Origin of the sequence: Streptomyces sp. DI166 (assembly GCF_900091315.1) — a bacterium.
In the GTDB taxonomy this organism is placed as follows: Bacteria; Actinomycetota; Actinomycetes; order Streptomycetales; family Streptomycetaceae; genus Streptomyces; species Streptomyces fuscus.
Window position 1 is genome coordinate 1 of sequence record NZ_FLSP01000110.1, and the last position, 25,272, is coordinate 25,272.

At 68.8% G+C, this 25,272-nt stretch carries 24 protein-coding genes and 1 pseudogene; 11 read left to right on the top strand and 14 right to left on the bottom strand.

The window, feature by feature from the left end; genetic code table 11:
• The first annotated feature begins 222 nt into the window (after positions 1 to 222).
• Positions 223 to 774: an ATP-binding protein gene (locus GA0115233_RS34415; protein ID WP_093724258.1), complete on the top strand. Its 552-nt coding sequence runs from the start codon at positions 223 to 225 to the stop codon at positions 772 to 774.
• A gap of 121 nt (positions 775 to 895) precedes the next feature.
• Here GA0115233_RS34415 and GA0115233_RS34420 read toward each other — a convergent pair whose 3' ends face one another.
• Both GA0115233_RS34420 and GA0115233_RS34425 read right to left on the bottom strand, forming a co-directional pair.
• Entirely contained in the window at positions 896 to 1,441 is a 546-nt protein-coding gene (locus GA0115233_RS34420) for an IS1096 element passenger TnpR family protein (protein ID WP_093724259.1), read from the bottom strand.
• Positions 1,442 to 1,705: 264 nt separating this feature from the next.
• A complete protein-coding gene (locus tag GA0115233_RS34425; protein WP_093724260.1) occupies positions 1,706 to 2,944 on the bottom strand; it encodes a hypothetical protein in 1,239 nt (412 codons plus the stop codon).
• A 313-nt stretch (positions 2,945 to 3,257) separates the two neighbouring features.
• On the opposite strand from GA0115233_RS34425, the gene GA0115233_RS34430 reads away from it, so the two are divergent.
• Positions 3,258 to 3,815 (top strand): hypothetical protein, encoded by a 558-nt coding sequence (locus GA0115233_RS34430; protein WP_093724261.1) that lies wholly within the window; start codon positions 3,258 to 3,260, stop codon positions 3,813 to 3,815.
• Positions 3,816 to 3,890: 75 nt separating this feature from the next.
• On the opposite strand, the gene GA0115233_RS34435 is transcribed toward GA0115233_RS34430, so the two are convergent.
• Positions 3,891 to 4,763 carry a PIN domain-containing protein gene (locus GA0115233_RS34435; protein WP_093724262.1) on the bottom strand — a complete coding sequence of 291 codons (873 nt, stop codon included), beginning with the start codon at positions 4,761 to 4,763 and terminating at the stop codon, positions 3,891 to 3,893.
• Between the two features lie 105 nt (positions 4,764 to 4,868).
• Between GA0115233_RS34435 and GA0115233_RS34440 the strand changes: the two genes are divergently transcribed.
• From GA0115233_RS34440 to GA0115233_RS34460, 6 genes are all read left to right on the top strand, one after another.
• A complete protein-coding gene (locus tag GA0115233_RS34440) occupies positions 4,869 to 5,684 on the top strand; it encodes a PIN domain-containing protein (RefSeq protein WP_141689612.1) in 816 nt (271 codons plus the stop codon).
• 323 nt (positions 5,685 to 6,007) lie between these two features.
• Positions 6,008 to 6,583, top strand: coding sequence for a hypothetical protein (locus GA0115233_RS34445; protein ID WP_093724264.1), 576 nt, complete (start codon positions 6,008 to 6,010; stop codon positions 6,581 to 6,583).
• Positions 6,584 to 6,924: 341 nt separating this feature from the next.
• Positions 6,925 to 7,836: a hypothetical protein gene (locus GA0115233_RS34450; RefSeq protein ID WP_141689613.1), complete on the top strand. Its 912-nt coding sequence runs from the start codon at positions 6,925 to 6,927 to the stop codon at positions 7,834 to 7,836.
• 271 nt (positions 7,837 to 8,107) lie between these two features.
• Positions 8,108 to 8,863 (top strand): IS110 family transposase, encoded by a 756-nt coding sequence (locus tag GA0115233_RS41515; RefSeq protein WP_218063601.1) that lies wholly within the window; start codon positions 8,108 to 8,110, stop codon positions 8,861 to 8,863.
• The gene (locus tag GA0115233_RS41520; RefSeq protein WP_218063602.1) at positions 8,806 to 9,432 is read left to right on the top strand and encodes a transposase; all 627 of its coding nucleotides are present in this window, start codon (positions 8,806 to 8,808) and stop codon (positions 9,430 to 9,432) included. The genes GA0115233_RS41515 and GA0115233_RS41520 overlap by 58 nt, the downstream gene beginning before the upstream one ends.
• A 327-nt stretch (positions 9,433 to 9,759) precedes the next feature.
• Complete coding sequence (locus tag GA0115233_RS34460; RefSeq protein WP_093724266.1) at positions 9,760 to 10,608, top strand: hypothetical protein; 849 nt, start codon at positions 9,760 to 9,762, stop codon at positions 10,606 to 10,608.
• Positions 10,609 to 10,659: 51 nt separating this feature from the next.
• On the opposite strand, the gene GA0115233_RS34465 is transcribed toward GA0115233_RS34460, so the two are convergent.
• From GA0115233_RS34465 to GA0115233_RS34475, 3 genes are all read right to left on the bottom strand, one after another.
• Positions 10,660 to 11,127, bottom strand: a complete 468-nt coding sequence (locus GA0115233_RS34465) for a PPC domain-containing DNA-binding protein (protein ID WP_093724267.1) — start codon at positions 11,125 to 11,127, stop codon at positions 10,660 to 10,662.
• Positions 11,128 to 11,160: 33 nt separating this feature from the next.
• Complete coding sequence (locus GA0115233_RS34470) at positions 11,161 to 12,138, bottom strand: asparaginase (RefSeq protein ID WP_369691392.1); 978 nt, start codon at positions 12,136 to 12,138, stop codon at positions 11,161 to 11,163.
• An 85-nt stretch (positions 12,139 to 12,223) separates the two neighbouring features.
• Positions 12,224 to 13,669 (bottom strand): helix-turn-helix domain-containing protein, encoded by a 1,446-nt coding sequence (locus GA0115233_RS34475; RefSeq protein ID WP_176712041.1) that lies wholly within the window; start codon positions 13,667 to 13,669, stop codon positions 12,224 to 12,226.
• Positions 13,670 to 14,171: 502 nt separating this feature from the next.
• On the opposite strand from GA0115233_RS34475, the gene GA0115233_RS41330 reads away from it, so the two are divergent.
• Both GA0115233_RS41330 and GA0115233_RS42040 read left to right on the top strand, forming a co-directional pair.
• Complete coding sequence (locus tag GA0115233_RS41330; RefSeq protein WP_176712042.1) at positions 14,172 to 14,333, top strand: hypothetical protein; 162 nt, start codon at positions 14,172 to 14,174, stop codon at positions 14,331 to 14,333.
• A gap of 88 nt (positions 14,334 to 14,421) precedes the next feature.
• Positions 14,422 to 14,931 (top strand): annotated as a pseudogene (locus GA0115233_RS42040) (cupin domain-containing protein); the annotation flags it as partial.
• Between the two features lie 290 nt (positions 14,932 to 15,221).
• Here GA0115233_RS42040 and GA0115233_RS34485 read toward each other — a convergent pair.
• The 8 genes from GA0115233_RS34485 to GA0115233_RS34525 all read right to left on the bottom strand — a co-directional run bounded on the left by GA0115233_RS34485 (position 15,222) and on the right by GA0115233_RS34525 (position 23,854).
• Positions 15,222 to 16,352: a hypothetical protein gene (locus tag GA0115233_RS34485; RefSeq protein WP_141689614.1), complete on the bottom strand. Its 1,131-nt coding sequence runs from the start codon at positions 16,350 to 16,352 to the stop codon at positions 15,222 to 15,224.
• Between the two features lie 265 nt (positions 16,353 to 16,617).
• Positions 16,618 to 18,132: an ATP-binding protein gene (locus GA0115233_RS34495; RefSeq protein WP_093724273.1), complete on the bottom strand. Its 1,515-nt coding sequence runs from the start codon at positions 18,130 to 18,132 to the stop codon at positions 16,618 to 16,620.
• Positions 18,133 to 18,152: 20 nt separating this feature from the next.
• On the bottom strand, positions 18,153 to 18,608 hold the full coding sequence (locus tag GA0115233_RS34500; RefSeq protein WP_093724274.1) for a DUF6238 family protein: 456 nt from the start codon (positions 18,606 to 18,608) through the stop codon (positions 18,153 to 18,155).
• Between the two features lie 47 nt (positions 18,609 to 18,655).
• Positions 18,656 to 20,125 carry an SCO6880 family protein gene (locus tag GA0115233_RS34505; RefSeq protein ID WP_093724275.1) on the bottom strand — a complete coding sequence of 490 codons (1,470 nt, stop codon included), beginning with the start codon at positions 20,123 to 20,125 and terminating at the stop codon, positions 18,656 to 18,658.
• Positions 20,126 to 20,227: 102 nt separating this feature from the next.
• Complete coding sequence (locus GA0115233_RS34510) at positions 20,228 to 21,610, bottom strand: SCO6881 family protein (RefSeq protein ID WP_176712043.1); 1,383 nt, start codon at positions 21,608 to 21,610, stop codon at positions 20,228 to 20,230.
• A gap of 30 nt (positions 21,611 to 21,640) precedes the next feature.
• A complete protein-coding gene (locus tag GA0115233_RS34515) occupies positions 21,641 to 22,327 on the bottom strand; it encodes a hypothetical protein (RefSeq protein ID WP_093724277.1) in 687 nt (228 codons plus the stop codon).
• Entirely contained in the window at positions 22,327 to 22,626 is a 300-nt protein-coding gene (locus GA0115233_RS34520; protein ID WP_053215032.1) for a DUF6112 family protein, read from the bottom strand. Before GA0115233_RS34520 ends, GA0115233_RS34515 begins: the two co-directional genes overlap by 1 nt.
• Positions 22,627 to 22,711: 85 nt before the next feature.
• Positions 22,712 to 23,854, bottom strand: a complete 1,143-nt coding sequence (locus tag GA0115233_RS34525) for a C40 family peptidase (RefSeq protein WP_093724278.1) — start codon at positions 23,852 to 23,854, stop codon at positions 22,712 to 22,714.
• 626 nt (positions 23,855 to 24,480) lie between these two features.
• Between GA0115233_RS34525 and GA0115233_RS34530 the strand changes: the two genes are divergently transcribed.
• A partial coding sequence (locus GA0115233_RS34530; RefSeq protein ID WP_255310451.1) for a DNA-methyltransferase occupies positions 24,481 to 25,272 on the top strand: 792 nt, incomplete at its 3' end.

Genomic DNA, 25,272 nt, shown 5'->3' on the forward strand with positions numbered 1-25,272 from the left:
GGGCGAATGGCTGGCGCAGTCTCATTGACATCGCGACGGTGATATCACCGGAGGAATAGGGAGTCGGACGGTCTGTGGCTCATGGTGGTCATCCGCCAGTCCGGGCTTTACCTGATCTCCCGGTTGCCCTGCAGGGCTGCCCGGTGAGGTCGGCGAGCGATCCGTTCACTTACAGGAGATCGCGTTGACGCCCTAGCTCCTGCCCGTTGAGAGGTTCCAGCTATGTCGCGCCCGTTTGAGGAATCGCCCTACGCGTTCACCGTCCCGCCTCGGGTCGAGGAGGTGCCGGCAGCACGAGACCGCGTCGCGGACCGTGCTCGGCGGCTTGGGCTGGAATTGGGCGAGGAACTGACCGACGACTTGAAGCTGCTCACCGGAGAGCTGGTCGCGAACTCGGTCACGCACACGATGGCCGCGTGCGCGGTGTGCGTACGGTGGACCGGAGAGCGGCTCCGTGTGGAAGTCACCGATATCGATCCCACGCCGGTGGCTCTCTCACAGGCTCTGCCTGCGGACGAGCACGGGCGTGGTCTCTGCCTTGTTGCTGCACTGGCAACAGAGTGGGGCTCGCAATCCTGCGTTGCGGGGAAGACGATCTGGTTCGAACTGGAAGTGCCATCCTCGGCAGAAGCGACCATGACCATGGCGACCTCGCGTTGTGAAGTCCCGCCTGAGCAGGCGATGGTCAGCTGCACAGGCAACGTCCCTCCGGTGCTGGCGAAGCCCTTGCCGATAGTGGGTGCACGAGCACGAGCCGAGTACCAAGCGGCCTGAAGGCGTATCGATGCCGGACATTCGGAGGGGATGTTTCCGAACCTCTGGTGCTCGGGCGGCCAGTTCGCCGTGGCCACTTCGATTCCCACTGTCCTGCCATTTCAGCTACACAGCGTGAAGTTCAGCTGTGACGTCGATCTCCCCACCAAGGCAGGATCGGGGGCAGATCGCTCAGTCCTCGGGCGGGCCGCTTGGGCATGGGCGACTCGCCGTCGTCGCCGTCCCAGCGGCGACGATACTGATCCGGAAGACTTCCCCAGCCCCAGTACGGAACCGGGCTGCCGGGCGTCTCGCCGAACTCCTCCAGCGGATCGATGCGCTTGTCGCCCACCGTGCACAGGTGCGCCCAGTCGTCTCCCATGTCGAAGACGTAGGCGAACTGCTCGCCGGCCTGCAGCCTGCTGAGCTTGGCGGCGTGGCCGTCCAGGGTGCCGTCCGGGGCTTCACCGTCCCACCAGTCCAGCGGGCTGACGCCCGTTCCGTCGGCCAGCGTGAACATGTGCAGGTGGGCCAGGTCCCAGCGGGCGAAGGCGCGATCGATGGCCTCCGCGAGCTGGGCGAAGGAGTGGGCCCGTGCTGCGGCGAGGATCCGGCCGGGGCGAGGCCACAGATCCGCTCCATGACCGGAGACCAGCTCGACGCGGATGGACAACCACGTGCGTGCCATGCCGACTTGCTCCCCTCGGACCAGTTGCCAGACCCCGAGTGAGGCTACAGAAAGTCACCGCAAGGTGGGGAATCTGTCTGGCCGTACGTCAGGAGAGAAAGCCCTGGCCTCCGGCTACGGGGGAACCGAAGGTCAGGGCAGCTTCATCAAGGCCGGTCAGCTCAACGGGGGCGTCGCACCCGTCGGCGCGGCTGGCGGGCCGTACCAGGGCGTACAGGAGCATGGGCGTGGAAGCTCCCTCTCACATCTTCACGGATCGCCCATCTACCTGCGGGAATGAGGTGTGAGGCTCACAATCTCCGCGTCCTCGGGTACGTCCAGGAGCTGCTTGCGCGGCCGCGGGAGCAACATGTTGGGGCCGCCGGGCAGAAGGCCCCTGTTGCGCAGGAACTGGGCGCGGCCACGGCACCAGGAGGAGCAGAACTCCCGGGGCCGGCGGCCCGATGTCGGGCAGGGCTGAGTGCACACCAGGCAGTGGCCCTGATCGGCGACGGGCGCCAGGCGCTGCAGGAGCTTCCGGACGCGGTCTTCCTCCTCTTGGTCGTACGGTTCGACGTCGGCAGTGCAGCCTTCGAGCAGCTCTGTGAACGCGGTACGGAAGGCCAAGACGTCGCGGCGGCAGGCCCCGAGCAGCTCCAGGTACTCCTCTACCGGCCAGCTGGCCAGTGTGCCGGAGCGCGAGAGGTACAGGCCGACGGTGTCGACGCGGTACCGGTCGTCGGTGTCGAGCAGCAGGTAGCCGGTCAGCTGCCACGCTTCGGCCTGGCGGAGCGTGCGCGTGTACCGGGTGCTCTTGAAGTCGAGCAGCAGCCCGTCGATGGCCAGGTCAGCGTCCGCGGCGATCCGGTCGGTGGGGAACGTGGGCGCGGGGGTGCAGTCCTCCGGCCGGGTGCGGGCCCGCAGGTCGTTCAACGGGCCGTCGGCGGCCTTGTAGAGCTGGCCGACAACGTCGGCCACCATGTCGCGGTGCGGCAGCTGCAGCAGCCGCTCGAGGGTGAAGGCACTGGGGTCTTCGCGGGCGGTGATGGCCAGCGGGGTGAAGGCGAACCCGATCGAGGTGCGGTAGTTGACCTGGTACCAGGCCGCCGCGATCAACATCCGGGCCAAGTCCTCCTCGTCGTCAAGGGCCCGGTCCATCGGCAGTTCGCGGTTGTCGAGCTGCAGACGCAGCACCGTCTCCTTCAGCCGCTCAGCGAGTTCATCGCCGACGTTCCGCATCCGCTGCCGTGCGTCGGAGTCGTAGGGGCTGATGAGCAGGATGCCGGCGCGGGCTACATGGTCAACGGGCTCGGCAGCGGTGAACGCCAGACGCAGCCGGTAGTCGATCGCGGTGCCGACATTGCCAGCCTCCGTGCCGACACCCGGTCCCGGCATCAGGATGTGGCTGCTGTGGTCCCGGGCCCGGAAGTTCTTACGCAGCGGGTGGGCGCCAGCCGACAGTTCACGGTCCAGGAACCGGCGCAGCGGGGTGCGCGGGCAGTGGATCCCGGAAGTCAGGCTCATGAGGTCACCGCCTTGGGTAACGAGCGCCACCAGGGCGCGGTTGAGTCGTGATGAACCGGGACGGTACGCAGCGGGACTGACAACCCGTCACCCACAGGAAGTAGCCGGCAGTATGCGCAGATCAGCAGTTCACTCGATCGGGGGAACTGGGGGCTGACTACGACTGGAGCGCAGCGGCGGATACGCGTTGTCACGCTGCACCTCACAGCCGCACAGCGTCACAGGCCATGGCGTATACCTGGAGAAACAGGGGGTGAGCCTCACATCTGGCAGGAGGCTGGAGGGTGGTCAGCGCGCATCTACGATCCCCGCCATGAGTAGCGAGACGGTCACCGACCAGGTGAACCCGCGGGAGTTGCCGGCCGACAGCTTCACCACCTCTGACATCGCCCGAATCCAGCTGGGATCGAAGATTGATTACACCGCCTCGGAGCTCGGGCGGTATGTGCGGATGTTGGGCGAGGACCTGGCCGAGGCCGGGGACTACGTGCGAAAGGCGGCGTCGATGCGAACATCGGTGGAGTCCCTCGTGGACCAGGCGGTCCTCACTGAGCGCGCGCGGGGCACCAGCTGGCACACGATCGGCGAGGCGCTGGGGATCAGCGCAGCGGACGCGGAAGTCCGCTGGGGTAACGCAGAAGCAAGGTGGCGCCGTACCAGCCGGGCGCAGTCCTGCTACCGGAAGGATCCCGGGCGATGGGCTGCCCGCGTCGACCGGTACATCACCACCGACACGCCGCACCAGCTCGGCACTGCCACGCGCCGACCCTTGACTGCCTCGCTGGACGCTGCCGCGCATCTCACCGGCCGCGACGTTGCCGCGGCGGACCACGCCTTCGCCGGGACAGCCTGCACGCACTGCCCCCACTGAGCCCTGCGCCACTGCCAACACCCTGTCTCTGAAAGCCGCAATGCCTGGGACAGGCGTTGTCGTCGACCCCTGAGGTCAGGGCTCGATGAACGGCACACCGACGGCGTGCAGTTTGGTCTGGAGGTTGATGTCGCTGGTGGCGACATACCACGCGGAGCCGGGATGCCGGGATTGCAAGAGCAGGGTCGAGGCGATGAATCTGTCGTCCGGGACGTCCAGGTCGAGCCAGTCGGGCAGAGCATCGGACTTGGGCTCTATGTACTCGAAGACGGCGTGGACGTCGCCGGCGACCCGGACGCCTAGGGTGACGTCGCCGTTGTTGCGCAGACCTTTCAGACGTCGGTCGGCCTTCTTGGCCGAGTCGCGCAGGACGTCGGTGCGGCCGGCGCGCTTTTTGTCGTCGAGTTCGCGCAGCACGACCGGCAGCAGGTGCGCCATGTAGCGGGGGCCGATCTGGTTGGTGTAGGTCGCAAGGTCGGGGTTGTCGATCAGGGCGTTGGTGTCGACGGTCAGGCGCACCGGCCATGGATCCGTCGGCAGCAGGTTGGTCAGACCGCGCAATTGCTGGACCGACGCCCGCAGGAGTTTCACTGCCTGAGGGATGTGCTGCGGGATGGAGTAGTCCTCCCATGTGCACTCCCGGACCAGCCAGCGTTCCAGGAGTTCCATGCTGTCCTTGAGCTTCTCCGCCGTCTCGGGAGTCGGGTGCGGGAACAGTAGGAGGAAGCGCGGCTTCCAGTCCCGCAGACGGCGCAGCAGGTCCATCCGCTGCATCTCCAGTTCGGGGCCGCTCGGTGCCCACTCCCAGTTCGCTGCGGTAATGACGATGGAGTCCACGTACTCGATGTCGGACGCCTCGAGGACGGCGACGTAGTCGCTCTCGATCGCGTCCAGCTGCGTCAGCAGGCGCTCATTGTACGTGGGCGGGAGGGGCTTCTTCGGCGGCATGCACCGATGATGGTCCACCCCACTGACATCCCCGGCCCCGCCCGGGTTCCGGCACTGAGGGAAAACCCGTGCACCAAGGCCTTGATGGGGGCCTACGCTCCCGTCATGTACAGCAGCACCCATCCCCTGCCGGTGACCGGTGGCGGCTTCCGGCTCGGAGTCTTCGACACCTCGGTGCTCACCTCCGACGTCACCGCGGCGCTGAAGCGGGGCCAGCCGTCCTCGATCCTCGCCGGAATGCGGCACGGGACACTGCGCGGGTTCATCCCGCACTACGTGTGGGCGGAGGTCCCCCGCGTCCTGGCCGACCGTAAGCGCGAGGGCGGCACCTTCGATCTCGCCCGGGCGGAGCGGCTGTGGTGGCAGCAGTACGTGCCGCTGCTGCACGTCGTGTGCGTGGACGGGCTGCCCATGACGGCGGCCGCCGACAAGCTCGCCCACGAGGACCTGAGCGACGTCGGCATCCTCCAGCTCGCCGGCGTGCTCGCCCCCGTCGTCCTCCTGGCCGCCGACCGTGACCTGATCCGCCAGGGCGTCGCCGTCCCGAACTGGGAAGCCGTACGAAGCGTGCTGGGGAGGATCGGCAGGGCGGAGGCGGGCATGCAGGGCAGCACCAGCACGATCGTGGGCGCCGGATGCGGCCTGGCCGGAGCCGTGCGGCTGGCCCGAGCCCACCCGGTGGCCGCCGGAGTGGTAGTTGCCGCCGCCGGCGCCTACGCCTACCTCAACCGCAGCCGGTTCTCCAGCGACACCCGTGCGAAGCTCGCCCAGTTCGGCACGGAGGCCTTCAAGATCCTGGGCGAGCCGTTCGTCCAGCACGAGGTACACGGGCGCGACTGGAATCAGGCGCAGCGCGGCACCGCCGGAGACGACGTGCTCTCGCAGGTCGCCCGCCTGCTCGCCCGCGCGCCGAGCCGATGACCCGTACCGACATCCTTGCCGCCCTGCCCGAGTCGGTGCAGACGCCGCACCGTCGGCAGATGGAAGGCCTGGGGCGGCTTCTGCACCGCTTTCCCGCCTTCAACCAAGTGGAGCCCGGCAGATGGCAGTTGGGCCGGGCCAACGTGCAGGTACGTCCCCGTCCATGAGGGCGCCACGTGCGGATAATTCATCAGCCGCGTCGGTACGGGCATTTTCCGGACGTTGTCCGCGCACCCCAGCGGATCACTGCCCAGTTGGGCAGACTTGGCAGGCACAGAGAAAGCCGCCTTTGTACGCGAACTGGCACTGATCTGGGGGAACTTGTGATCGTTCGGCGATTCCTTGACGACGATGGTGAGCTGGCCCAGCACCTCGTCAAGCAGCTCAACACTCCACTGGACTGGCCAGAGGACGGAGGGCTGACCACCGGGCACGTCGCGAAGATTGCTTCTGCGGCAGCCTGCGACGTCTCGTACAACCAGGCAGCCAACGGTCATCTGGCCGACCTCTTCGCCGCCCTCCCCCTACCGGGCACGCCCAAAGGCGATGAGTTCTGGGTGGCGCTGGAGGATGCGGGAGGCGATGCCGCCCTGTACATCGACCCCGGCAACATGGGCGGTCCGTCCTTCGATCGCCTGGCCAGGGCGAACGGAGCGGGCATTGCCGACCGGGTGCTCAGCTTTCTGGCAGAGCTTGACGACCAGCAGCGCGACGCCGTGACCACGGTGATCGGCAACGCACTGGCCCATGACACGCTCGTCGCAGGTGGGCGCTACCTCGGGCAGTTGTGGCTGCGTGACGCTGAGACCACTGCCTGGCATGTGCTGCTCGCTATGCGTCGGCTGCACGAGACAGAGGACGACCGTAAGCGATTCTTCGAGGCGTGGGGCAACGCCTGAGCGGTACGGCCGTGGCTACGATGCGAAACGCCCCGACCCCGGCATTGCAGTTGCCGGGGCGCCTTGCATGCTGGCCGCGTCTGATCGCTGCGGTCAGCGGTGTCTCATCCAGAAGCGGACGCGGCCGACCGCGGCGTACCCCGTCGGCGCGGCCGGCATCGATGTCCCGGGCAAGGTGCTCTCACAGACCGTGCGAAGCCGCTGTCAGCGCCGGGACCGATGATGGGCAGCATCTGCCCTGCGGACGAGAGGCCCCCGTGAGCGCCACCTACGCCCTGACTGTGATCGAAGAGCACGGTGCCCGCCCGGGCCTGACCGGGTTCATCGAGAGCGTGCACGCCATGATCAGCGTGGTCGCCGACGAGTTCGACGTCCCTGCGTTGGGGCTGACGGTGGTGCTCACCGGCGACATCACGGCGTCGATCCGCGCACACAGCGAGATCGAGAGGGACTTCGTCCCCGAGCGGTCTGGCGGCATCGTGAAGGGCAAGACGATCAGTGTGGTCCGTGACTTCAGCGAGACGGTCATCGTTCTCGACACCGGCGACGCGGCGGCCGAGGAGGAGTTGGATCAGGCAGAACTCCTTCACCTGGTCGTGCACGAGTACGGGCACGTCCTCATTGGTCGGCTCCGTGCAGCTGCCGGTACCCGGCCGCCCAAGACGACCCGTCCCAAGACGCCGGACGAGGTGGCGGCAATCTGGGCGTACGAGGCCGCCGACGAGTTCCGGTGCGACCTGTTCTCCAACGCCTTTCTGGGCCAGTGCATCACCGTGACGCCGAGCAGTGGCGGTGAGTCCCGACGGTTCACCCTTGCCGATCTTCTCGGCGAGGGCTACCGCGACGCCTTTGCGGGCCTGCTTGACGATGTGCATCCCGGTTGGGCTCACCTGGTCCGCGCCTACCAGACGCGCCAGGTCGGCCTGGACGAGATGTACGACGGCTTGCTCTTCGGTACCGGCGCGATACTCAAGCTCATTGCGCACGCCGACGCCGTGCAGGAGGCCGGCGGGAACGCGCCGCTGCTCACCGGGTACGCGGACCACCCTGCAGTCCAGCGGCTTCTCCGCCCGGTGTGGACGCCGATTCGCGAGGTGCTGGATACGTCCCCCACCCTGCCGCCGCTGGCGGACTTCGCGGCCGCGGACCGGGCTATCCAGGACTGTGGCCAGCACATCGTTGCCATGTGGGCGTCACTCGGGGTCACCGGGCATCTGACGGAGGACGATCAGCTGTACGTCTCGGTCCGCTGACGACCCGCTCCCATCGACATCTGCGGCCACTTGACGATCTATAGGAGTCGACCGTTCACCTGCGGATGACGCCTCGCGGGCGTGAAAATCGGTACAGGGGCTGTCCGCCGACGCCGCTTGATGTTTGGGCTGTGAGCCCGCATAGGAGTTTGGTGAGGGAGCCGTCCGAGGGGGCCGCACACTGTCGCCTTGAGCAGCCGATCAGCTTCTCCGTTACCCCTTTGGTTTCCCGGGCAGCCCCTGCCTGCACCATCGCACCAGGGGGTACGTCATGGAGGAGTTGGGAGAAGACCAGGATGACGGGACGGTCGCCAGAGTCGCGGCGATCGACATCGCGAAGGCATCCGGGATGGTCTGCCTGCGCGTCCCGCACGACACCATCGAAGGCCGGCGTGTTCAGAAGGTCTGGACGGTCGCCTCGACCACGAACACGGTCCTCGAACTCGGCGATCGGCTGCTGTGCCAGGGCGTCGAGCGGGTGGTCATGGAAGCGACGGGCTCGTACTGGCGCCCGTTCTTCTACCTGCTGGAGGCCCGCGGCCAGGACTGCTGGCTCGTCAACGCCCGCGACGTGAAGAACGTCCCCGGGCGCCCGAAGACCGACAAGCTGGACGCGGTCTGGCTGGCCAAACTCGCCGAACGCGGCATGGTCCGCGCCTCGTTCGTCCCGCCGAAGCCGGTGAGGCAGCTGCGGGATTACACCCGCACCCGCACCGTGTTCGTCCAGGAACGCACCCGGCACAAGCACCGCGTCGACAAGGCCCTGCAGGACGCGCAGATCAAACTGTCCGGCGTCGTCTCGGACCTGTTCGGCATGTCCGGGCGCGCCATGCTCGACGCGATGGTCGCCGGGGAACACAACCCGCGCACGCTGGCGGACCTCGCCAAGGGCAACCTGGTCAAGAAGAAGCCGGCCCTCATCGAGGCTTTGACCGGGCAGTTCGAGGACCACCACCCCGGCTGCTGCGGGTGCTGCTGGGCACCGTCGACCACCTCACCGCACAGATCGACGAACTCGACCGGCTGATCGCCCGGATGCTGGAGGAGATCACCGCCCCACCAGGTGGCACAGGCACCGGGGACGAGGCGGCCGCGGTCAGTGCACGGGCTCTGGCCGAGAAGCTGGACGCCGTTCCCGGCATCGGGCCGGCCACCGCGCAGATCATCCTCGCCGAGATCGGCGCGGACATGAGCCGGTTCCCCACACCCGAACACCTGGTGTCCTGGGCCAAGTTGTGTCCCGGCACGATCCAGTCCGGGGCGAAGAACAGCGCGGGCCCGGCAGGACAGGGTAACCCCTGGCTCAAGGGCGCCCTCGGCGAGGCCGCCAACGCCGCCGCCCGCACCGACACCTTCCTCGGCGCCCGCTACCGCCGCATCGTCAAACGCCGCGGCCACGCCAAAGCCCTGGTCGCCGTCGCCCGCTCGATACTCGTCATCGCCTGGCACCTGATCAACGACCCGGACGCCTCCTACCAGGAACTCGGCGCTAACTGGCACCGTCGCCACCTCGACCCCGCCCGCAAGACCCGCGACCTCGTCCGCCAGCTCCAGGCCCTCGGCCACGAAGTCGCCCTCACACCGGCATCAGCCTGACCGGCCCGTCTCACCGTCATCCGGTCCGCACGCGGCCCGGATGCTGGCGCCTGCCCTCCCGGACATCGATTTTCCGATCAGCTTCAGAGTCAAGCTCACGGTGAGCGGACCGCTTCACGTAGTCGAGAGGTGGCGGCTTCGCGATCGTGGGATCCGGTGCTCCTGTCGGCCCGACTCTGCACCTCGGAGCTGCTCTGAGCACATCACGTGCGTGATATTGCAGCGGGACAGCGTTCGTTACCGTGGGACGGAGAAGCACCGGAGCAAGAGCGATCACGCGTGGGGCTGCTTCTTGTCAGTATCGCGGCACAGTAGCCAAGGATCTCCATGACAGCGTCATTGCCGACGGTCACTTCCATCGATTTGCGCGTTCAGTCGGTTGACGAGGTACTCGAACGTGTGGAGCGCGCGCTCGACGTGCGAGTGGAGCCGGAGTCGGTGGTCCGGAAGCGTCGAACGGTTGGTGCGCGAACGGACCGTGGAACGTGGGTACGGATCGAGCGGCGTCTGCTCGAAAAGGTCAAAGGGCAGGGCTGGAACGGTACGGAGTGCGCTGCCGTTCTGGACGGCGTTGCGAAGCCCGCGTGGTTGCAGGGTGTGTCCTGGAGCGACACGGCTGGAGCGGCGATGTGGCGCGCCGACGAGACCGAGCTGCTTCACGGGGAGCCAGTGAGTCCGGATTCGGTTTTCGCGCTGTCCGAGGAGTGGTGGAAGGCGCTGAACAGCTCGCTGGACGCTCTCGCTGAGCAGCGCACGACACGCGTGGCGACGCCGGATACCATCGCGATCACTCCGGCAGGAGTCACAGCCGCGATCAAGGAGACGTTCCCGGGGGTATCGGATACGACCATCGGGGAGTGGGCGCCGGCGCACGCGGATCTGAACTGGGCGAACATGACCACCCCGCAGTTCTGTCTGTTCGACTGGGAGGACTGGGGGATGGCTCCGCGGGGCCTGGATGCCGCGTGGCTGTGGGGGAACTCCCTCGTTCTCCCGGAGTTGGCCGAGCGTGTCCGGCGGGAGCGGCGGCGGGACCTGGAGAGCCGGGACGGCAAGCTTATGTCGTTGTTCTTCTGCACGAAGATCCTCGGTCCGCATGCGGATCCGGGTGACCCCCGGATGGGGCTCGCCCGGATCGAGGCGGATCGAATCGTGGCGGATCTCCGAGCGGACTGAGGGTCTGCCCCGTGATGGATCCGTTGGCTGGGTGCTCGACGGGCGAGGGCATCACTCCGGTGCGCCGAAGGTGAGCAGTGGCACGTCGTACAACTCAGGGTTTCGAGGCCGGGTCATGGCTGGCGAGATCACCTCGACGACGTAGAGCTCGCTCAGGAACTGGACCGTGGCGCGCAGGAGGTGGCTGGTGCGGCCGTCGGCGGACAGTGCCTTCAGCCCGGCCGACACGTGGATGTGCGGCAGGATGCCCCTCGTCTCCGGATCGTGGGCGATTGTTCCCGCGCCGAAGGCCTCGACGTTGGTGACGTGCGTCCTGTCCCAGACCGGGGCGTCCGGGTTTTCGAGTTTCCCGCAGGCGCCGACGATCTCGGCTTCGGCGAACGCGCCGATGAACGAGGGAATGTAGCCCTGCCGCACCCCGTGGTCACGGCAGAACGCGGAGAGCGCGTCGAAGAAGTCCTCGCCGTGGTCGAAGGTGACGCCGAACGTCCTGCCGGTGTTCAGCACGTGGGCACGCATATGGGTCCTCTCGGATGGGGTGAGGTTCGTGGGTCAGCACGCGAGGGCGGAGAACTTCGAGGTGATCGTCTCCTGGTCCGCGCCCTGGGCGAGCAAGGCCTGGAGCAGGAGGCGTGCCTGGTACGGGCCGAGGTTGCCGGCCGGGATGAGTCCCCGGCCGATCAGGTCCTTCTCCGACCCGGGGAAGCCGTACGTTCCGGTCAGGACCGGACCGTTGCCGATGCGCGAGGCGAGGGCCACGGGGATGCGTGCGGCCAGCCGTTCGAGGCTCTCGACGAGCCGCTGGGGGACATGCCCCACACCGAAGGCGGCAACGACGAGCCCGTCGCACAGGCTGTCCCACGCCTCGAGCAGCGTGCCGTCGTCGCCGAGGCTGACCGTGTAGAGGCCCACGCGTGCGTCACGAGCAGCCGGCGCCAGGGGGGCGACTCGCGTGGGCAGCGGGGAAGCCAGCCGTACACGGTCCTCCGCGATCCGGCCGATTGGTCCGGCGCCGGGTGATGTGAAGGCAGCCGGGCTGGTGGTGTGGGACTTACGGACATGGCGTGCCGCGTGGATCTCGTCGTTCAGGACGACCAGCACCCCGGCGCCACGCAGTTGCGGGTCGGTTGCGGCGAGGACGGCGGCGTACAGGTTGGCCGGTCCGTCCGGGCCGGCCATGGTGGGGTTGCGCATGGCTCCGGTGACGATGACCGGCTGGTCGTGTCCGTGGTGGAGGTCGAGGAAGAACGCGGTCTCCTCGATGGTGTCGGTGCCCTGTGTGATCACAACGCCGTCGACGTCGCCGCCGTCGAGGGTCTTGTCGATCGCCGCGCCGAGCTCCGTGAGGTCGTCGAAGGTGAGCGAGGCGCCGGGCACCCGGCGAAAGTCATGCACGCGCAGGTCGATGCCGTGACGGTCCAGGCCGGGCACGGCAGCCAGGAGATCATGCGCGGAGAGCGCCGGCACAACCCCTCCGGTCGCCGGGTCGGTGGTCATCGCGATGGTGCCACCGAGAGAGTAGACAGCCACCGTTCGCGTCACGCCCGCCATTGCTCCAACTTCCCATCCGGCTCAGCCTGGTTGGATCTCTTCCTCGGAGATCTTTCCGAGCAGGCTATCGGGTCGCCCCTACAGGAGCGCCAGCTTCGGGCTGCAACTCGACTGCCACGTATGCGCAGGCCCGATCCAGGGCATCGAGGCTGAGGTGGCGACTTCGTGGCCTGGCGAGCCCGGTGGTGCCCACAGCGGCAAGCTCTCCACAGCGGCGGATCAGCCAGGCACGGTCAAGGCCGAGATAGTCCGAAGTCGCCGCCAGGCGTTCGCCGGGAGTCGTTCCCGTGGTGACGGTGTGGGCTCGCGCGTGCCCGGTGATGTCCGCGAAGGCTCGCAGCGAACGCGCCCCGGCGGTCAGAGCAGTCTGTGGAGCGCCTTCGGCCCGTACCCAGGTCGCTATGGCGGCCCTGTGTCCCGGCACAAGCGCGAAGCCCTCCGTCTGCTGGAGGTCCGTCTCGTCGGTCACCCAGGTCGTGACGCCGTACGACTCCATCAACGCGATCGCAAGGAACAACAACACGCGCTCGTACAAGGGCGAGGCGACGACCTCCTGGTGGGGGATACAGAAGGCTCGTCCGACGCCGTCGTGTGCACGCGTGGGAGCCATCGTCCGGAGGTAGCGGTGCTTATGCTCGAAGAGTAGCCAGGTCGCAGCCTCCTCCCCCCGCTGTTCGCGGGTCCAGAAGACCGGATCGCCGGCCAGCTCATCGCGCTGGTCGAGGATGAAGCGGGCGCACGCTCGCGAGCCGACGAGCATCTGGGAACCGTCAGTGAGGGCATCAGCAGCGATCGGCCGACTGTCAGTTCCTAATCGGGGCTGGGACAGAAGAGCGAGATTCCCGTGTAATGCTGCGTCGTCGCCGAGGACTGCGGAGTCGAACCCCGCCGTGGCCCAGAGGATTCCGTAGGTGAGATCGTCGAGTTCGTATGCCATGGGGATCGCGAAAGAGCTGCCCAGTTGGTCGCGGTCGCCCCCGCGCACGTCCATGACGAAGTGCCGCTCTGTCCCGACTTCGCCGTGGCGCACGGCGAACAGCGCCCTGAGCGGCATCCGACTCCATGCCTCGGCCTCCCGGCTGGACGTGAGCCAGAGGGCGTCCCTCTGTAAGGAGGCCGCTGACCCGGTCAGCGTGGGAAGTGCCGTGGGCGGCAGGTTCCGCCCTGCCGGCAGGAGGAGCTGCCCCGGTCCTTCCTGAAGGGCGAGGCGGCCACGGGAGCTGTCCGCGGTTGACGAGGGTCGGTCTGCGTCGGGCAGCGCACCCAGGAGTCCAACGGGCACTCCGAGAGCCTCGCTCCACTGGGCAAGTTGGCGGCGGTCACGGATCTTCTTCCGGCCCCGCTCAAGCCGACTCACCTCGGCCTGATCAATGTTGACGAGCCGAGCGACTGCTGCCTGTGAGAGGCCGGTGTGCTGACGGAAGAGCCGCACGACCACACCAAGGTCCCAGGCCCGGACTGCTGCCTCAACTGCGGGATCCGCCCAGAACCCCTCCTCGACCCGGGGCACTGCGCCGCCCCTCTGACAGGGCCCACACCGCGTTCCCGCATTGAAACGGCTGAGCGTCGCACGGCACACCGAGCAGTGCCGCTCCACCTCGCCAGCCATCCCGGTCTCACCTCTAGGTGATCAGGCGCATCTCCAGCTGTTCAACGTCCCGCAGATCTACTTTGCCGCGCGGTCCCAGCGTCCAAACCCACCAGCCGAGGCTCGGTTGAACTCTGCCCGGCCCAAAGGGAGTCCGGTGCGGAGGCCCGACGCCGCTGTTCGGCGCTGTCCAAAACCCACTGGATCACCGAAGAGATATCACGGCCGTGATGTGCGACTGCCCGCCGCCTGAAGCAGGTTGGGCACGGGGGTGGGCGAGGGCTGGTGCAGGAAGACGCCTAGTGCCCGGCAACGCGTTGGCCCGACCTCTGCAGTTCCAGCCGCACAGCTCCCCAGGTTGGACCTGGCCCCCAGGACCGTCCATCGGAGCCCCCGGTGGGCAACGAAGTGGAAGGAGTACGCGGTGAACGAGAACGCACCCCCGGCGCCTGGTGGCCTGCTCGTGGCCGTCGAGGTTCTGACGGCCGTACACGACCGCAACGACACCAGCGCCTCCGACCCGTCGCAGGGCGGCGGCGGTGACGGCCCGTGGCCCGATGGCGACGGCCTGAACCATCCCGTGTAACAGCCAGCACACGACCGGACGGGGACCGTGTGATCCTGCGCGGTCCCCGTACCGGGCAGCCCGTTTCCGCCCGAAAAATGGGGAGAACATGGAGCACCGACTGATACGTGGCATCGAGCAGGCGCTGGGGTGGAACGGCCCCGAGGGCCTCGGAGGAGCCTTCGCCCGCGGCAGCCTCACGGACACCGCGCTGACCGAGCGAATGCTGACCCCACAGCGACTGCTGGACATGACGATGCGGCGGACCCTCGCCCACCCGCAGTTCCGCATGTTCCGCGACGGAGAGGAACTGCACCCGAGCCGGTACCTCAACCAGGAAGTCAGCCGCCGCGGCCAGAGCGTCGACATGGTGAACATGCGGCTCCTGGCGGGCCTGCTCCGCGAGGGTGCCACGTTGGTCCTGGACCAGTCCAACGTGTTCGATCCCACGATGGAGGTGGCCTGCCGAGCCCTGCAGTGGTGGGCCCGCGAGCACGTCCAGGCGAACATCTACCTCACCACGAACGAAGCCGCCGGCTTCAGGCTCCACTGGGACGACCACGACGTCGTGATCGTCCAGCTCGCCGGGGAGAAGGAGTGTGACGCTGTACTGCGCGGCGCGCAGGGACTGGACGGCCTGCTGTCCGCGCCGCGTCAGGTCGCGGTCCGGCTCGGTGAGGGCGTACATGCGGCTGCCGGGCAGCCGCTCGAAGCCGACCCGTCGCAGCATGTGATCGGCGACGTGGTTGTCGTGCGACAGCGCGGCCACGACGCCGTACTGGTTGTGGTGGGCGATGGTGATGTGCGGGGGTATTTCTGCCACGAGAAGTGCACCTCGCAGAGGTCAGGGCCGTGCGGAGAACGAGGATGTGGCCCGAAGACGGATTTGGCGGGGCCGGGGAATCTGCGCTAGCGCGCTCGGCGCACGCGGCCGTGTGGGAGGAGGCCGGGCGGCGCCGCAGCGGCGGACACCGCCGGCGTCGCGACGCTCTGGCGGATCGCGTGCGGGGACCGGGCTCGGGCGGCCTGGACCTGCGTGGACTGCTGGGGCCTGTGCGTACGGCCGTGCAGAGCCCGCTCGGCTCGTGCCATCTCGACGAGCGCGCCGCCGTTCTCCATCCAGGTCAGGGAGTAGTGCCAGCCCTCGGCATTGCGCTCGACGACGGCGTTCGCGAACGCGGCCTCGGCGCGAGGGTGATCCGGCAGTAGCGCACCGGTGACGGCTTCGAAGTCGGCCTGAACACGTGCGCCGCCCTCCAGTGCCTCGCGCAGCACCCGTAGCCGGTACGGCCACCGCCCCTCCGCACGATCCTCCGGATCCAGGAACGGGAGCATCTCCTCGGCGTGGGCGACCAGGGCAGGGCCGTGGTCGAGGAAGGGAGCGAACAGAGCCCACATCTCCGCGTCCCGTTGTTGCTGGCGCAGGTCGTAGCGCTCGTCGAGGGGCCAATGGTCGGCGTCGCACAGGCTGTCGGAGATTGCGTCCCACTCGGCAAGGACCCGCTCGCCGGCAGCTACCGCCGTGGCGACCTGTTCAATGCGGGCCTCATGTACGGCCTGCTCGTAGCGGGGGAGCAGTCGGTTGGCCACCGCCGAAGCCGCGCGCACCGGGTCCGCGTCGACGACGATGCCGTTGGGCGCGTTCACCCGGTCCGGGACATCGCTGCCGCTCGGCTGCAAGGCGGCGATCAGGAACTCACGTTTGCGCCGCGGGCGGTCGACGACGACCAACTCGCAACCGGTGTCGCTGGTGAGAACGGCGTCCCGGGACAGCACGAACTGATCGAAGGCCCATTGCACATGCCCGAGGTCCCAGAGCCGCTGCGCGAGCGGGAACTGATCGGCGTACGCGGCGTGCTCATGGGGGAAGACGGTCCATGAGCCGGGCAGTCGAGCGGCGAGTCCCTCGGCGAACGCCGCAAGGTCCGCACGGTCGTTCGGCTTGCGGGCTGTGGAAGCGACGTGGCGCTCTGACACCGACGCGGCGAAACGAGACACAGGGAGGTTGCCACCGAGTGTGGTCGGTGCCCGGTCAGCCATGACGGAGGCCCGTTTCGTTGGACGGCGGAGCCTGGCGGACGTCGAGCCGCCGGGATTCGTCAAGGACTCCGAACGGGCCCGTGGCCAGGGGGATATGGCTGTGAGAGGCGTTGACCGCAGTTGCGCGGAGGTAGCGCTGGACGAGCCGGTGCACCACGCGGCGGATCGTGTACTGCTGAGGCATGAAGGCGGACTTCCTAGGAACGCTCGGGCGGGAAGAACCGCGGGCCGGGACCTGACGCCGGCCCCCGAGCGGCGGGAATGATCAAGGACTCGTGATCGCGGACATCCGGGCGTCCGTGTCGAACAACTCGCGCTCCCGCGGATGCAAAAGATGTTGAGTAATGAACGATCGGCCCGCGACCTTCCACAGACCACGCCCCTTGGTGAGAGCGGATACGGCCTGGGTCTCGACGCCGGTAAGCCCCAACAGGGATGCGGCGGCAGCGAGTTGGTCGGCTTCCTGGCGGTAGATGATTCGGGTGGAGCAGTCGGTGAGCAGGCCCTCGGCCAGGGCCCGGCCCCGGGAGCCGGCATCACCCGCGGCCAGCAGGTCGCTGAGACGGTGGATGACCATCAGGTTCGCGATGCCCAGACCGCGGGAGAGCTTCCACTGGCTCTGCATCCGCTCCAGCAGCGCGACGTGGCGCATGACGCGCCAGGCCTCGTCGTAGATCACCCAGCGCCGTCCTCCGGCAGGGTCGGCGAGCGCGGATTCCATCCAGGCGGAGGCGCAGGTCATCGCCAGGACGAGCGCGGTGTCATCGCCCGCGCCGCCGAGGCGCGACAGGTCGATGGACAGCATCGGCGCACTGGGGTCGAACGCCACGGTGCTCGGCGCGTCGAACATCCCGGCCAGATCACCGTGCACGAGTCGGCGCAGGGCGTGGGCCAGGTCCTCGGCGGCATGGCCGAGACGGCCGGACAACTCGCCGAGCGCGGCATCGAGCCGCTCGGGGGAGCCGAGGACGTAGGCGACCTCGCCCAGCAGCGGCGTGGTGCCGTTGGCCTCGGCGTGGGCGACGACCTGGTCGAGTGCCACATCAAGGGCGGTGTGCTCCATGGGATGCAGTTCGCGCCCCAGGACCGTCTTCGCGAGCGAGCCGAGCAGCAGCAGCCGTCGCTTGCGGGCCTCGCCCCTCCAGTCGTCCTCGCTGACGCCGTACGGCCGGGCGGGTGCGTCCAGGGGGTTCAGGCGCCCGGGCAGACCGGGGCCGAGCGCGATGGTCTGCCCGCCCAGCTCCTGGGCGACGACGGTCCACTCGCCCTTCGGGTCGCAGGGCACGTAGATCCGGTATCCGAAGGCCACGGCGCGCACCGCGAGGGACTTGGCCAGGGCGGATTTGCCCATGCCGATGATGCCGGCCAGCAGGATGTTGGGGTTGGTGAAGCCGTCGAGGCGTCCGTAGAGGGCGAACGGGTCGTAGGTGAAGGCCGCTTCCGCGTGCACGTCGCGGCCGATGTAGATGCCCTGCGCGCCGAGGCCGCCCTCAGCGAGAAACGGGTAGGCGCCGGAGGCGGTGGCCGTGGTCATCCGGTGGGCGGGGAGCTTTAGTCGGCCGCCGCGGGCGGATTCCGGACCGGGTCGACCGGCGGCCGGGTAGGTGGCCCGCAGCTCGGGGTCGTGACCGGGTGCCGTCGGGCGGGCTGCGGGGCGTGCGGCGTGCCGGGCCTGGTCGCGGGCGGCGGCGAACTGGTGGCGGGCGGCGCGCGCCGTGCGGCGGTCGCTCTTGCGGGGGACGAACAGCGGGCTGGCGCTGGCACGGGTGCGAGAAGGCATGGGGGTGGTGCTCCTGGCGGTCAGTGGCGGGTGAGGCCGGTGAAGGGGTCGCGCAGATCGGCCGGGGTGTGGTCACGGCGGACGCGGGTGGCGGTGGCCAGGTGGCGCTGGCACACGGTGAGTTCGGGCGCTCCCTCGGGCAGCCGGGCCCGGCACGCCTCCCGGGTGGGGAGGCGGCCGGAGCCGGGGTGTGGGGCGGCGTGGAAGGCTGCGTGGAGGTGCTCGGCTGCCTGCCACAGCCGGATCCGGCACGCCCGCAGATGGTCGCCCTCCGCCCTGGCCACCGGTGTGGTGCGGGCGGTGTGGGCGTCGAGCAGCCCGTACAACGCGACGACGTGGGCGTGCAGGGCGTCGAGTTCGGCACGGCCAGCGGCGACCGGAGCGACCGGCATGTTGATCGCCTGGTGGAAGTCGAGCGCGGCGGTGGCGAACGGGACGAAGTCCGGAGCCAGTTCGGGCAGGGGCTCGGTCGGCATGGGAGTGCCCTTCGGTAGAGCGCGAGATGGTGGTGCGGATGCGTGCGCTACGGGCGGGCGAGGGGCAGGGCGGCGTTGGTGAAGGCCTCGGCCTGCTGCCAGGTCAGAAGGCGCAGGTCGACGAGGGCGGCGACGGCGGCCGTCTCGATCGCGGCGCAGGCGGCGTTGAGCTGCTCGTCGGTGTCGGCGCTCACGGTGAGCAGGCCGGTGAGGGCGACGTCGGCGTGCCCGGCGATCAGCTGGCGCTCGCGCTGCTTGATGTCGGCGTACTCGACCGAGTCCTCCTCGGAGTCGACCTGCCCCTTGCGCTGCCGCTCGGCGGCGTCGGCGATCACAGTGGCCTTGCGGCGCTGTACGTCCTTGAGGGCCGAGTCCAGGCCCTTGGGCTCGTAGGTCAGCGAGAGTGTGCGGCGCACACCGGACGTGAACAGGAGCTGGTGCAGGAAGCCGGGTGAGGTCTCGATGCGGGGCCAGTTCTCGATCCAGAACGTGGCGTGGTGGGCCGAGTCGGTCTGGATCCGGTCGGCCTTCTCCACCAGAACGACGGGGCCGGCGGCAGCGGGCTCGGCCTGCGGGCGGCCCGAGGCCGACCACTGGTCCAAGGCCGCCGACGCCTTCGGGTCGTACGCGGTACGGATCACGGCAGCGATCTCGGCCGCGTCCAGCCAGCTGCTGGGTGCGAGCCCGGAGTTGCGGGCGGCTTGGTCGAAGGTGGCGGTGAGCTGGGCCAGGACCGTGAAGCCGCCGGTGAGCCCGCCGCCCGCCTGGTTGATCAGACGGCGGGCGGCCTTGAGATCGAGGGCGAGCGCGACGTACGCCTCGTGCGGTGCGGCGGCGGGGCCGGCGGCGGCCAGCAGATCACGGTAGATGGGGCCGGCCACGGGAGTCGCCTCGTTGCCGTGCTCGTGCCAGTAGCGGTTGAGCGCGTCGCCGGAGTCGGGCACCGTGCGCTCCAGGACCTGGACCCGGGCGATGTGCCCCGTGCGCGCCAGAGCCGCCAGTGTGCGGCCCCAGCCTGCGACGTTGCTGGCCTGGGTGGCGGGGTCAAGTAGGGCGAAAGCACGGGAGGAGACCTTCACGACGGCGGTGAGGGTGCCGTGATGCGGATCGTGCACGGCGCCGAAGCTGCCGCGAGGGGCGGAGACCACACGCAGCGAAGCCGCGGTGCCGGGCAGGTGGAGCAGGCCCTCGCGCCGTGGCCGGGTGGACGGCCGGGCGAGCCAGATGAGCTGGCCCCGGAAGCGGCGCAGGGTGAACCGCGCGGCGATGGGCGCCCAGTCGGCGAGGGACCGTCCGCGATGGCGAACGAATACCGCCGCCAGGATCACCGCCCACAGGGGTATGAGCTTGAGTGCCCCGGCGACGCCGGAGGTGAGCAACACCGCGAGCAGCAGCAGGCCGGTGACGGTGACGACGATCAGCTGAGGGGCCGACAGGCCGAGCAGGACACCGCGCCGCGAGCGATGCGGGAACTTCACGGTGGCAGGGCCGTCAGGCTGAGAGGTGTCGGAAAGCATGTCGAAGCCGTCCTTGGAACGTGGCGAGCAAGAAAGAAGAGAGGGGAGACGGGGCGCGCGGCGCCGGAGGCGACCGTTGCCGCACGCCCCGTCAGGCGAGGGCTACGAGCCCGATCCAGCCGGCGGCTCGGGATAGACCCACCGCTGCGGCGTGGCACCGCCCTGCGCGGACGGCCCGCCCACCGGCCCGGGACGCCGGGGTGCCGGCGGATCCAGGTGCGTGACCCGCGGCTGGGCCACCGCCGCGCCCTGGGGCGTCGGCCCGGAGGAGACCGGTGCCGCGTCGGCCGCCGTGCCCTGGCCGGGACGCTGGATCAGCGGCTGCCCGCGGTCACCATCGGTGGGAGGCCGACGGATCAGTGCCCGGCCCTTGTCGCCGGTGGCGTTCGGGTCCTCGCCGAAGCGGAAGTGGGTCTGCTTCGGGTTGTCGCCGTCGGCGGATCCGCCGGTCGGGTCGATGCCGGAGGCGACACCGCCCCAGCCCTGGCCCGGAACCTTCGACGGGCCCTGCGGAGCACGCATGCCGGTGCCGGCCTGCATCGCGAGCTGGCCCGCGGTCTTGGCCGCGCCGGCGGCCACCGCCACCCCGGCGACGCCCGTACGGTGCAGGTCGTCATGGCCGGAGCCGTCGGCCGCCCAGTGCACGAACTTGTACGTCGCGTACGGGCACAGCATCACCAGGACCATGACGACGACGCCCGCCAGAACGTCCGACAGCGCGCTGATCCCGTCCGAGGCGTCACTCTTGCCCATGGCCGAGACGCCCAGCAGGAACACGATCGTCATCAGCAGCTTCGAGACGATCAGAGTCGCGGTGGCCTCGATCCAGCCGCGACGCCAGCGCCGGGCCACTTCCCAGCCGCCCCCGGCCCCGGCGAACACGGCGAGCGTGACCAGGACCAGGATGCCGACCTTCCGAGCGACCATCACCGCCCAGTACAAGAAGGCACCCATCGCGCTGCCGAGCGCGGCGATGGCTGGAAGAGTCCAGCCCAGGGCGTACATGGGCCCCAGGTTGTTGACCGCGATGATGCGGCGAACGGCGTCGTCGATGGAGGTGTTGGCCGCCTTGAACAGGCCGGAGCTGAGGGCGTCGACGACGGTGATCGCCACGGTGGTGCAGGCGATGGCAGCGAATGCGAACAGGACACCGGCCACCGTGCCGCTGACCGCTTGGGCCAGGGCGCGTTCGTCCCGGCGCCAGGCGGCGCGGGCGAGCTGCAGGGAGAACGTGCCGACGGTCAGAATGAGGCCGATCGGCAGCAGCAACTCGTAGTTGCTCCTGAACCACTCGGCATTCAGGTCGATGGCCGTCGTCCTGTCGACGGCCTTCGACGCCAGCTCGGCGGCGGCCTGGGCCATCTCGCCCATCGACTTGGCGATCCAGGCGCCGATGCCATCGGTGACGGCCTCGCCTGTCGATCCGACGACGCCGCCGATGGTGTTGCACATCGTCTGCATCAGAGGCAGGTCACAAGCCCCCATGAGGGCACCTCCTTTCGGGAGCGGCGGCGATCACGGCGCGACGCTCGGCAGCACGCCGACGAGGGCGCAGTCGTGGTGGGGACGGCACTGGACGGCGAGCGTCGTGGAGCGCGACTCGGCTCCGGCGCCGGAGCCCTTCCAGGCGATGGCCTGCTTGCCGGTGACCGTGACGGCGTAGACGTACGCCTCGGTGATCGCGCCGGGGTCCTGGGCCAGGGCGGTCTTGAACGCCTGCGGGTAGTGGCCCTCGCCGATCGTGGCGCTGGCGTGCTGGCGGTTGTCGTGCATCCGCGACCACAGCACCGGGCTGGGGATCTGGTTGGTGACGGACGCCCAGTCGGCGTACTTCTTCTCGTCGGTCATCCACCGCTTGAGCCCGGCCACATGTTCGGCCCGGGAGATGGAGCGGGTGTCGTACGACCAAAGGACCTTGGTGGCCGCCTTGGCGAAGGCGATCGGATCGCTCGTCCGGGGCGGCGCCGCGACGGCCTCACGCTTGCCATTAGTCGTCTCCGGCGAGGCCGACTCCGGGGCGGACGTCCTCGCCGGAGTGGGGGCCGCGGAGGCTGCGGGCTCCGGGCGAGTGAAGTACGCGAGCAGTCCGGAGATCGCCAGCAGCACCGCGAGCACGATGCTGCCGAGAGCGACACGCCGAAGGACCGAGGAATGCGCCCCGTAGGTGCGCTCCTGAGCGGTGCGGGAACGTTTCCTCGACATCAGTGGACCTGCGTCCCCATCGCCGAGAAGAACGCGACGATGCCGTTGGCCGCCCCGAGCAGCAGGGCGCAGCCGGCGGCGACGACGGTCCCCTTCTTGCCGTTCGCCTCCGCCTGGTGGCCACCGCTGTGGTGGCCCCAGGCCCAGACGAGGGCGGATATGGCCAGCGCGCCGACCACCGCGATGATGCTGTAGAGGTTGATCGAGGAGACGACGTTCTTCAGCACGCTGAGGCCGGGAAGCCCGCCCTCCTTCGGTGTGATGCCGGGGTTGTACGCCAGATACTGGGCGTGCTGCATGAGCTTCACTTGGAACTCCAGTGCGATTTTGGGCGCGCGAGGGCCCGAGAGGAGATGGAGCGAGGGGAGAGGGAGAAGAAGCTGGTCAGACGACCCGGCGGGCGGCGACGATGTCCGCACGCCACTCGGCGAGGGTCGAGATCTTGACCACGTCACCGGTTTTCGGGGCCTGCAGGATCAAGCCCTGACCGATGAACATCCCGACGTGTTCGGGCGCTGCGGCCGTGCCGCGGGTGAACAGGAGGTCACCCGGCTTGAGGGCATCGACGCTGACCGCCTTGCCCTCCTTGACCTGCGTGTACGTGGTCCGGGAGATCGAGACACCGCCGGCCTTGTACGACGCCTGCATCAGGGACGAGCAGTCGCACCGGCCCATCGGGTCCTGACCGTGCGGATCCGAGCAGTCGCCGCCCCACTGATACGGCGTACCGAGCTGACCAAGGCCCCAACGGATCGCCGTACGCACCGACTTGGGCGCACTGGCCGGGATCTTGTAGCCCTCGGGGAGGGACCCCACGGGAATCGGGCCGAACGAGGACCCGTCCCCGCCGGTGCCGCACGCGGTGGCCGCCGAGGAGGACGTCTGCTCGTCCTCACCACCGGTGTCGCTGCCCTTGCCGGAACTTCCGTCCTGGCCGAGCGACTTGGCGATGGCCTTCTGGAGCGCTGTGGCCAGCGGCTCCCACTTCGCGTACGCGTCGGGAAAGCCGCTCTTCTGAACCGCCTGGGCGGCCTGGGCGACGGTCATCGACTGCCAGCCCGAGACCTTGAGCAGGCCCTCGTAGAACTTCGTCGAGGCGTGCACCGGATCACGAACCTCAGCAGCCGTACCCCAACCCTGGCTGGGCCGCTGCTGAAAGAGACCGAGCGAATCCCGATCGCCATAATCCAGATTCCGCAACCCCGACTCCTGCAGAGCCGTGGCCAGGGCAACGATCTGCCCCCGCGCCGGCACCTTCATTGCGATGCCAGTGGCCTGGACTGTCTGGGCGTTCGGGATCTGCTCCTCGGGGTCATCCAGCCCGGGAACGGACACAGACCCCTTGTCGCCGCCCTTGAGGATGGACTCCACCTGCTTCGCGACCGCCGCGCTGTCCACAGCTTGTGCACCGTCTGCGGAACAGGCGGCCTGAGCACTGCTGGAACCAGCGAGAGCGACAGCGACCGGCGCTATCAACAACGTCGGGCCGAGCGCCACGGCCCCTGCTATGGCAATGGCCTTCTTCACGGGCGCGGGCCGAACGCCGACCGGCAGGAGAGGGATGGCCCCGGGGAGGGGCGCGCCTGGGCATGCTGCATCGGCAGCTCCTTACTCGTAGGCAGCGCGGTACGGGCGTTCTCGTCGAAAAGGTCGCTGGCACCGCGCCGGTTATTAATTCGCAATCCCTGGGAGAGCCGGGGAAACCAGGGCCGGGAGTGCTAACTCCCGGCCGCTGGCCCCTTATTGGAAAGCGGCAGCCAGCCGCGCTCGTAATCTCACTCGCCACATGGGGAGTCCCCTTCGCCGATTAGGAAGCCAGTCGGTGAGGTGTCAGACACGCGGTCCCTTGGACGGAACGGCACTCATCGACACAGCTCAGCAGGGGCGGAACCAGGTTCCGTCCTGCGAACACGGCGAGACTGTAGGGGCGAAGTACGGCCGCACCAAACGGCCTGTGCTTCAGGCGGTTTCGGGGCGCTGAGCTGAGTTCCGCTTCGTTGGGTGCGGCCGGAATTCGGGGCTAACCTCCAGCGCATTGCTCGCCACGGCGGCTGCTTTCGCAGTTCCGCGGAGCGACCCATGCCGACGTGCGCTTCTCTCCGGGAACGGAGAAACGGGCGCACGACCGCCCCCTTGAAAGAGAGAACCGCGCAATGCCGTACACCCTGCACCGAGGCGACGCGCTGACCGCCCTCGCCGGCATCCCCGACAACAGCGTCGACGCCGTGATCACCGACCCGCCCTACAACAGCGGCGGCCGAACGAGTAGCGAGCGCACCGGCCGCTCCGCGCGCGCGAAGTACACCTCGGCCGACGCCGAACACGATCTCGCCAACTTCCCCGGCGAAAACCGAGACCAGCGCTCGTACGGCTTCTGGCTCACCCTCCTGCTCACCGAGTCCTATCGCGCGACCGTCGAGTCCGGCACCGCGCTCGTCTTCACCGACTGGCGACAGCTACCGACGACGACGGATGCACTCCAGGCCGCTGGCTGGACCTGGCGCGGGATCGCCTCGTGGCACAAGCCGGTCTCCCGGCCGCAGAAGGGCCGACTCAAGCAGTCGTGCGAGTACATCGTGTGGGGAACCAAGGGTCCCGTCGACGCCAACCGCAACCCCGTCTACCTGCCCGGCCTCTACACAGCCAGCCAGCCGAGGAAGGGCCGCGTGCACATCACCCAGAAGCCCGTAGAAGTGATGCAGGAGCTGGTGAAGATCTGCCCGCCAGGCGGAACGGTCCTCGACCCGTTCGCCGGTTCCGGGACGACCGGCGTCGCCGCCTTGAGCGAAGGTCGCCAGTTCATAGGCGTCGAGCTGTCCGAGCATTATGCCGACATCGCTGAACAGCGACTGTTGCAGCTGAGGTTGAAAGGGTGGGGTGACAACGGGCGTTGGTGGTGCTACATCCTCGTCATGAGGTACGCGGATGGCGGCGGTCTGACCGCT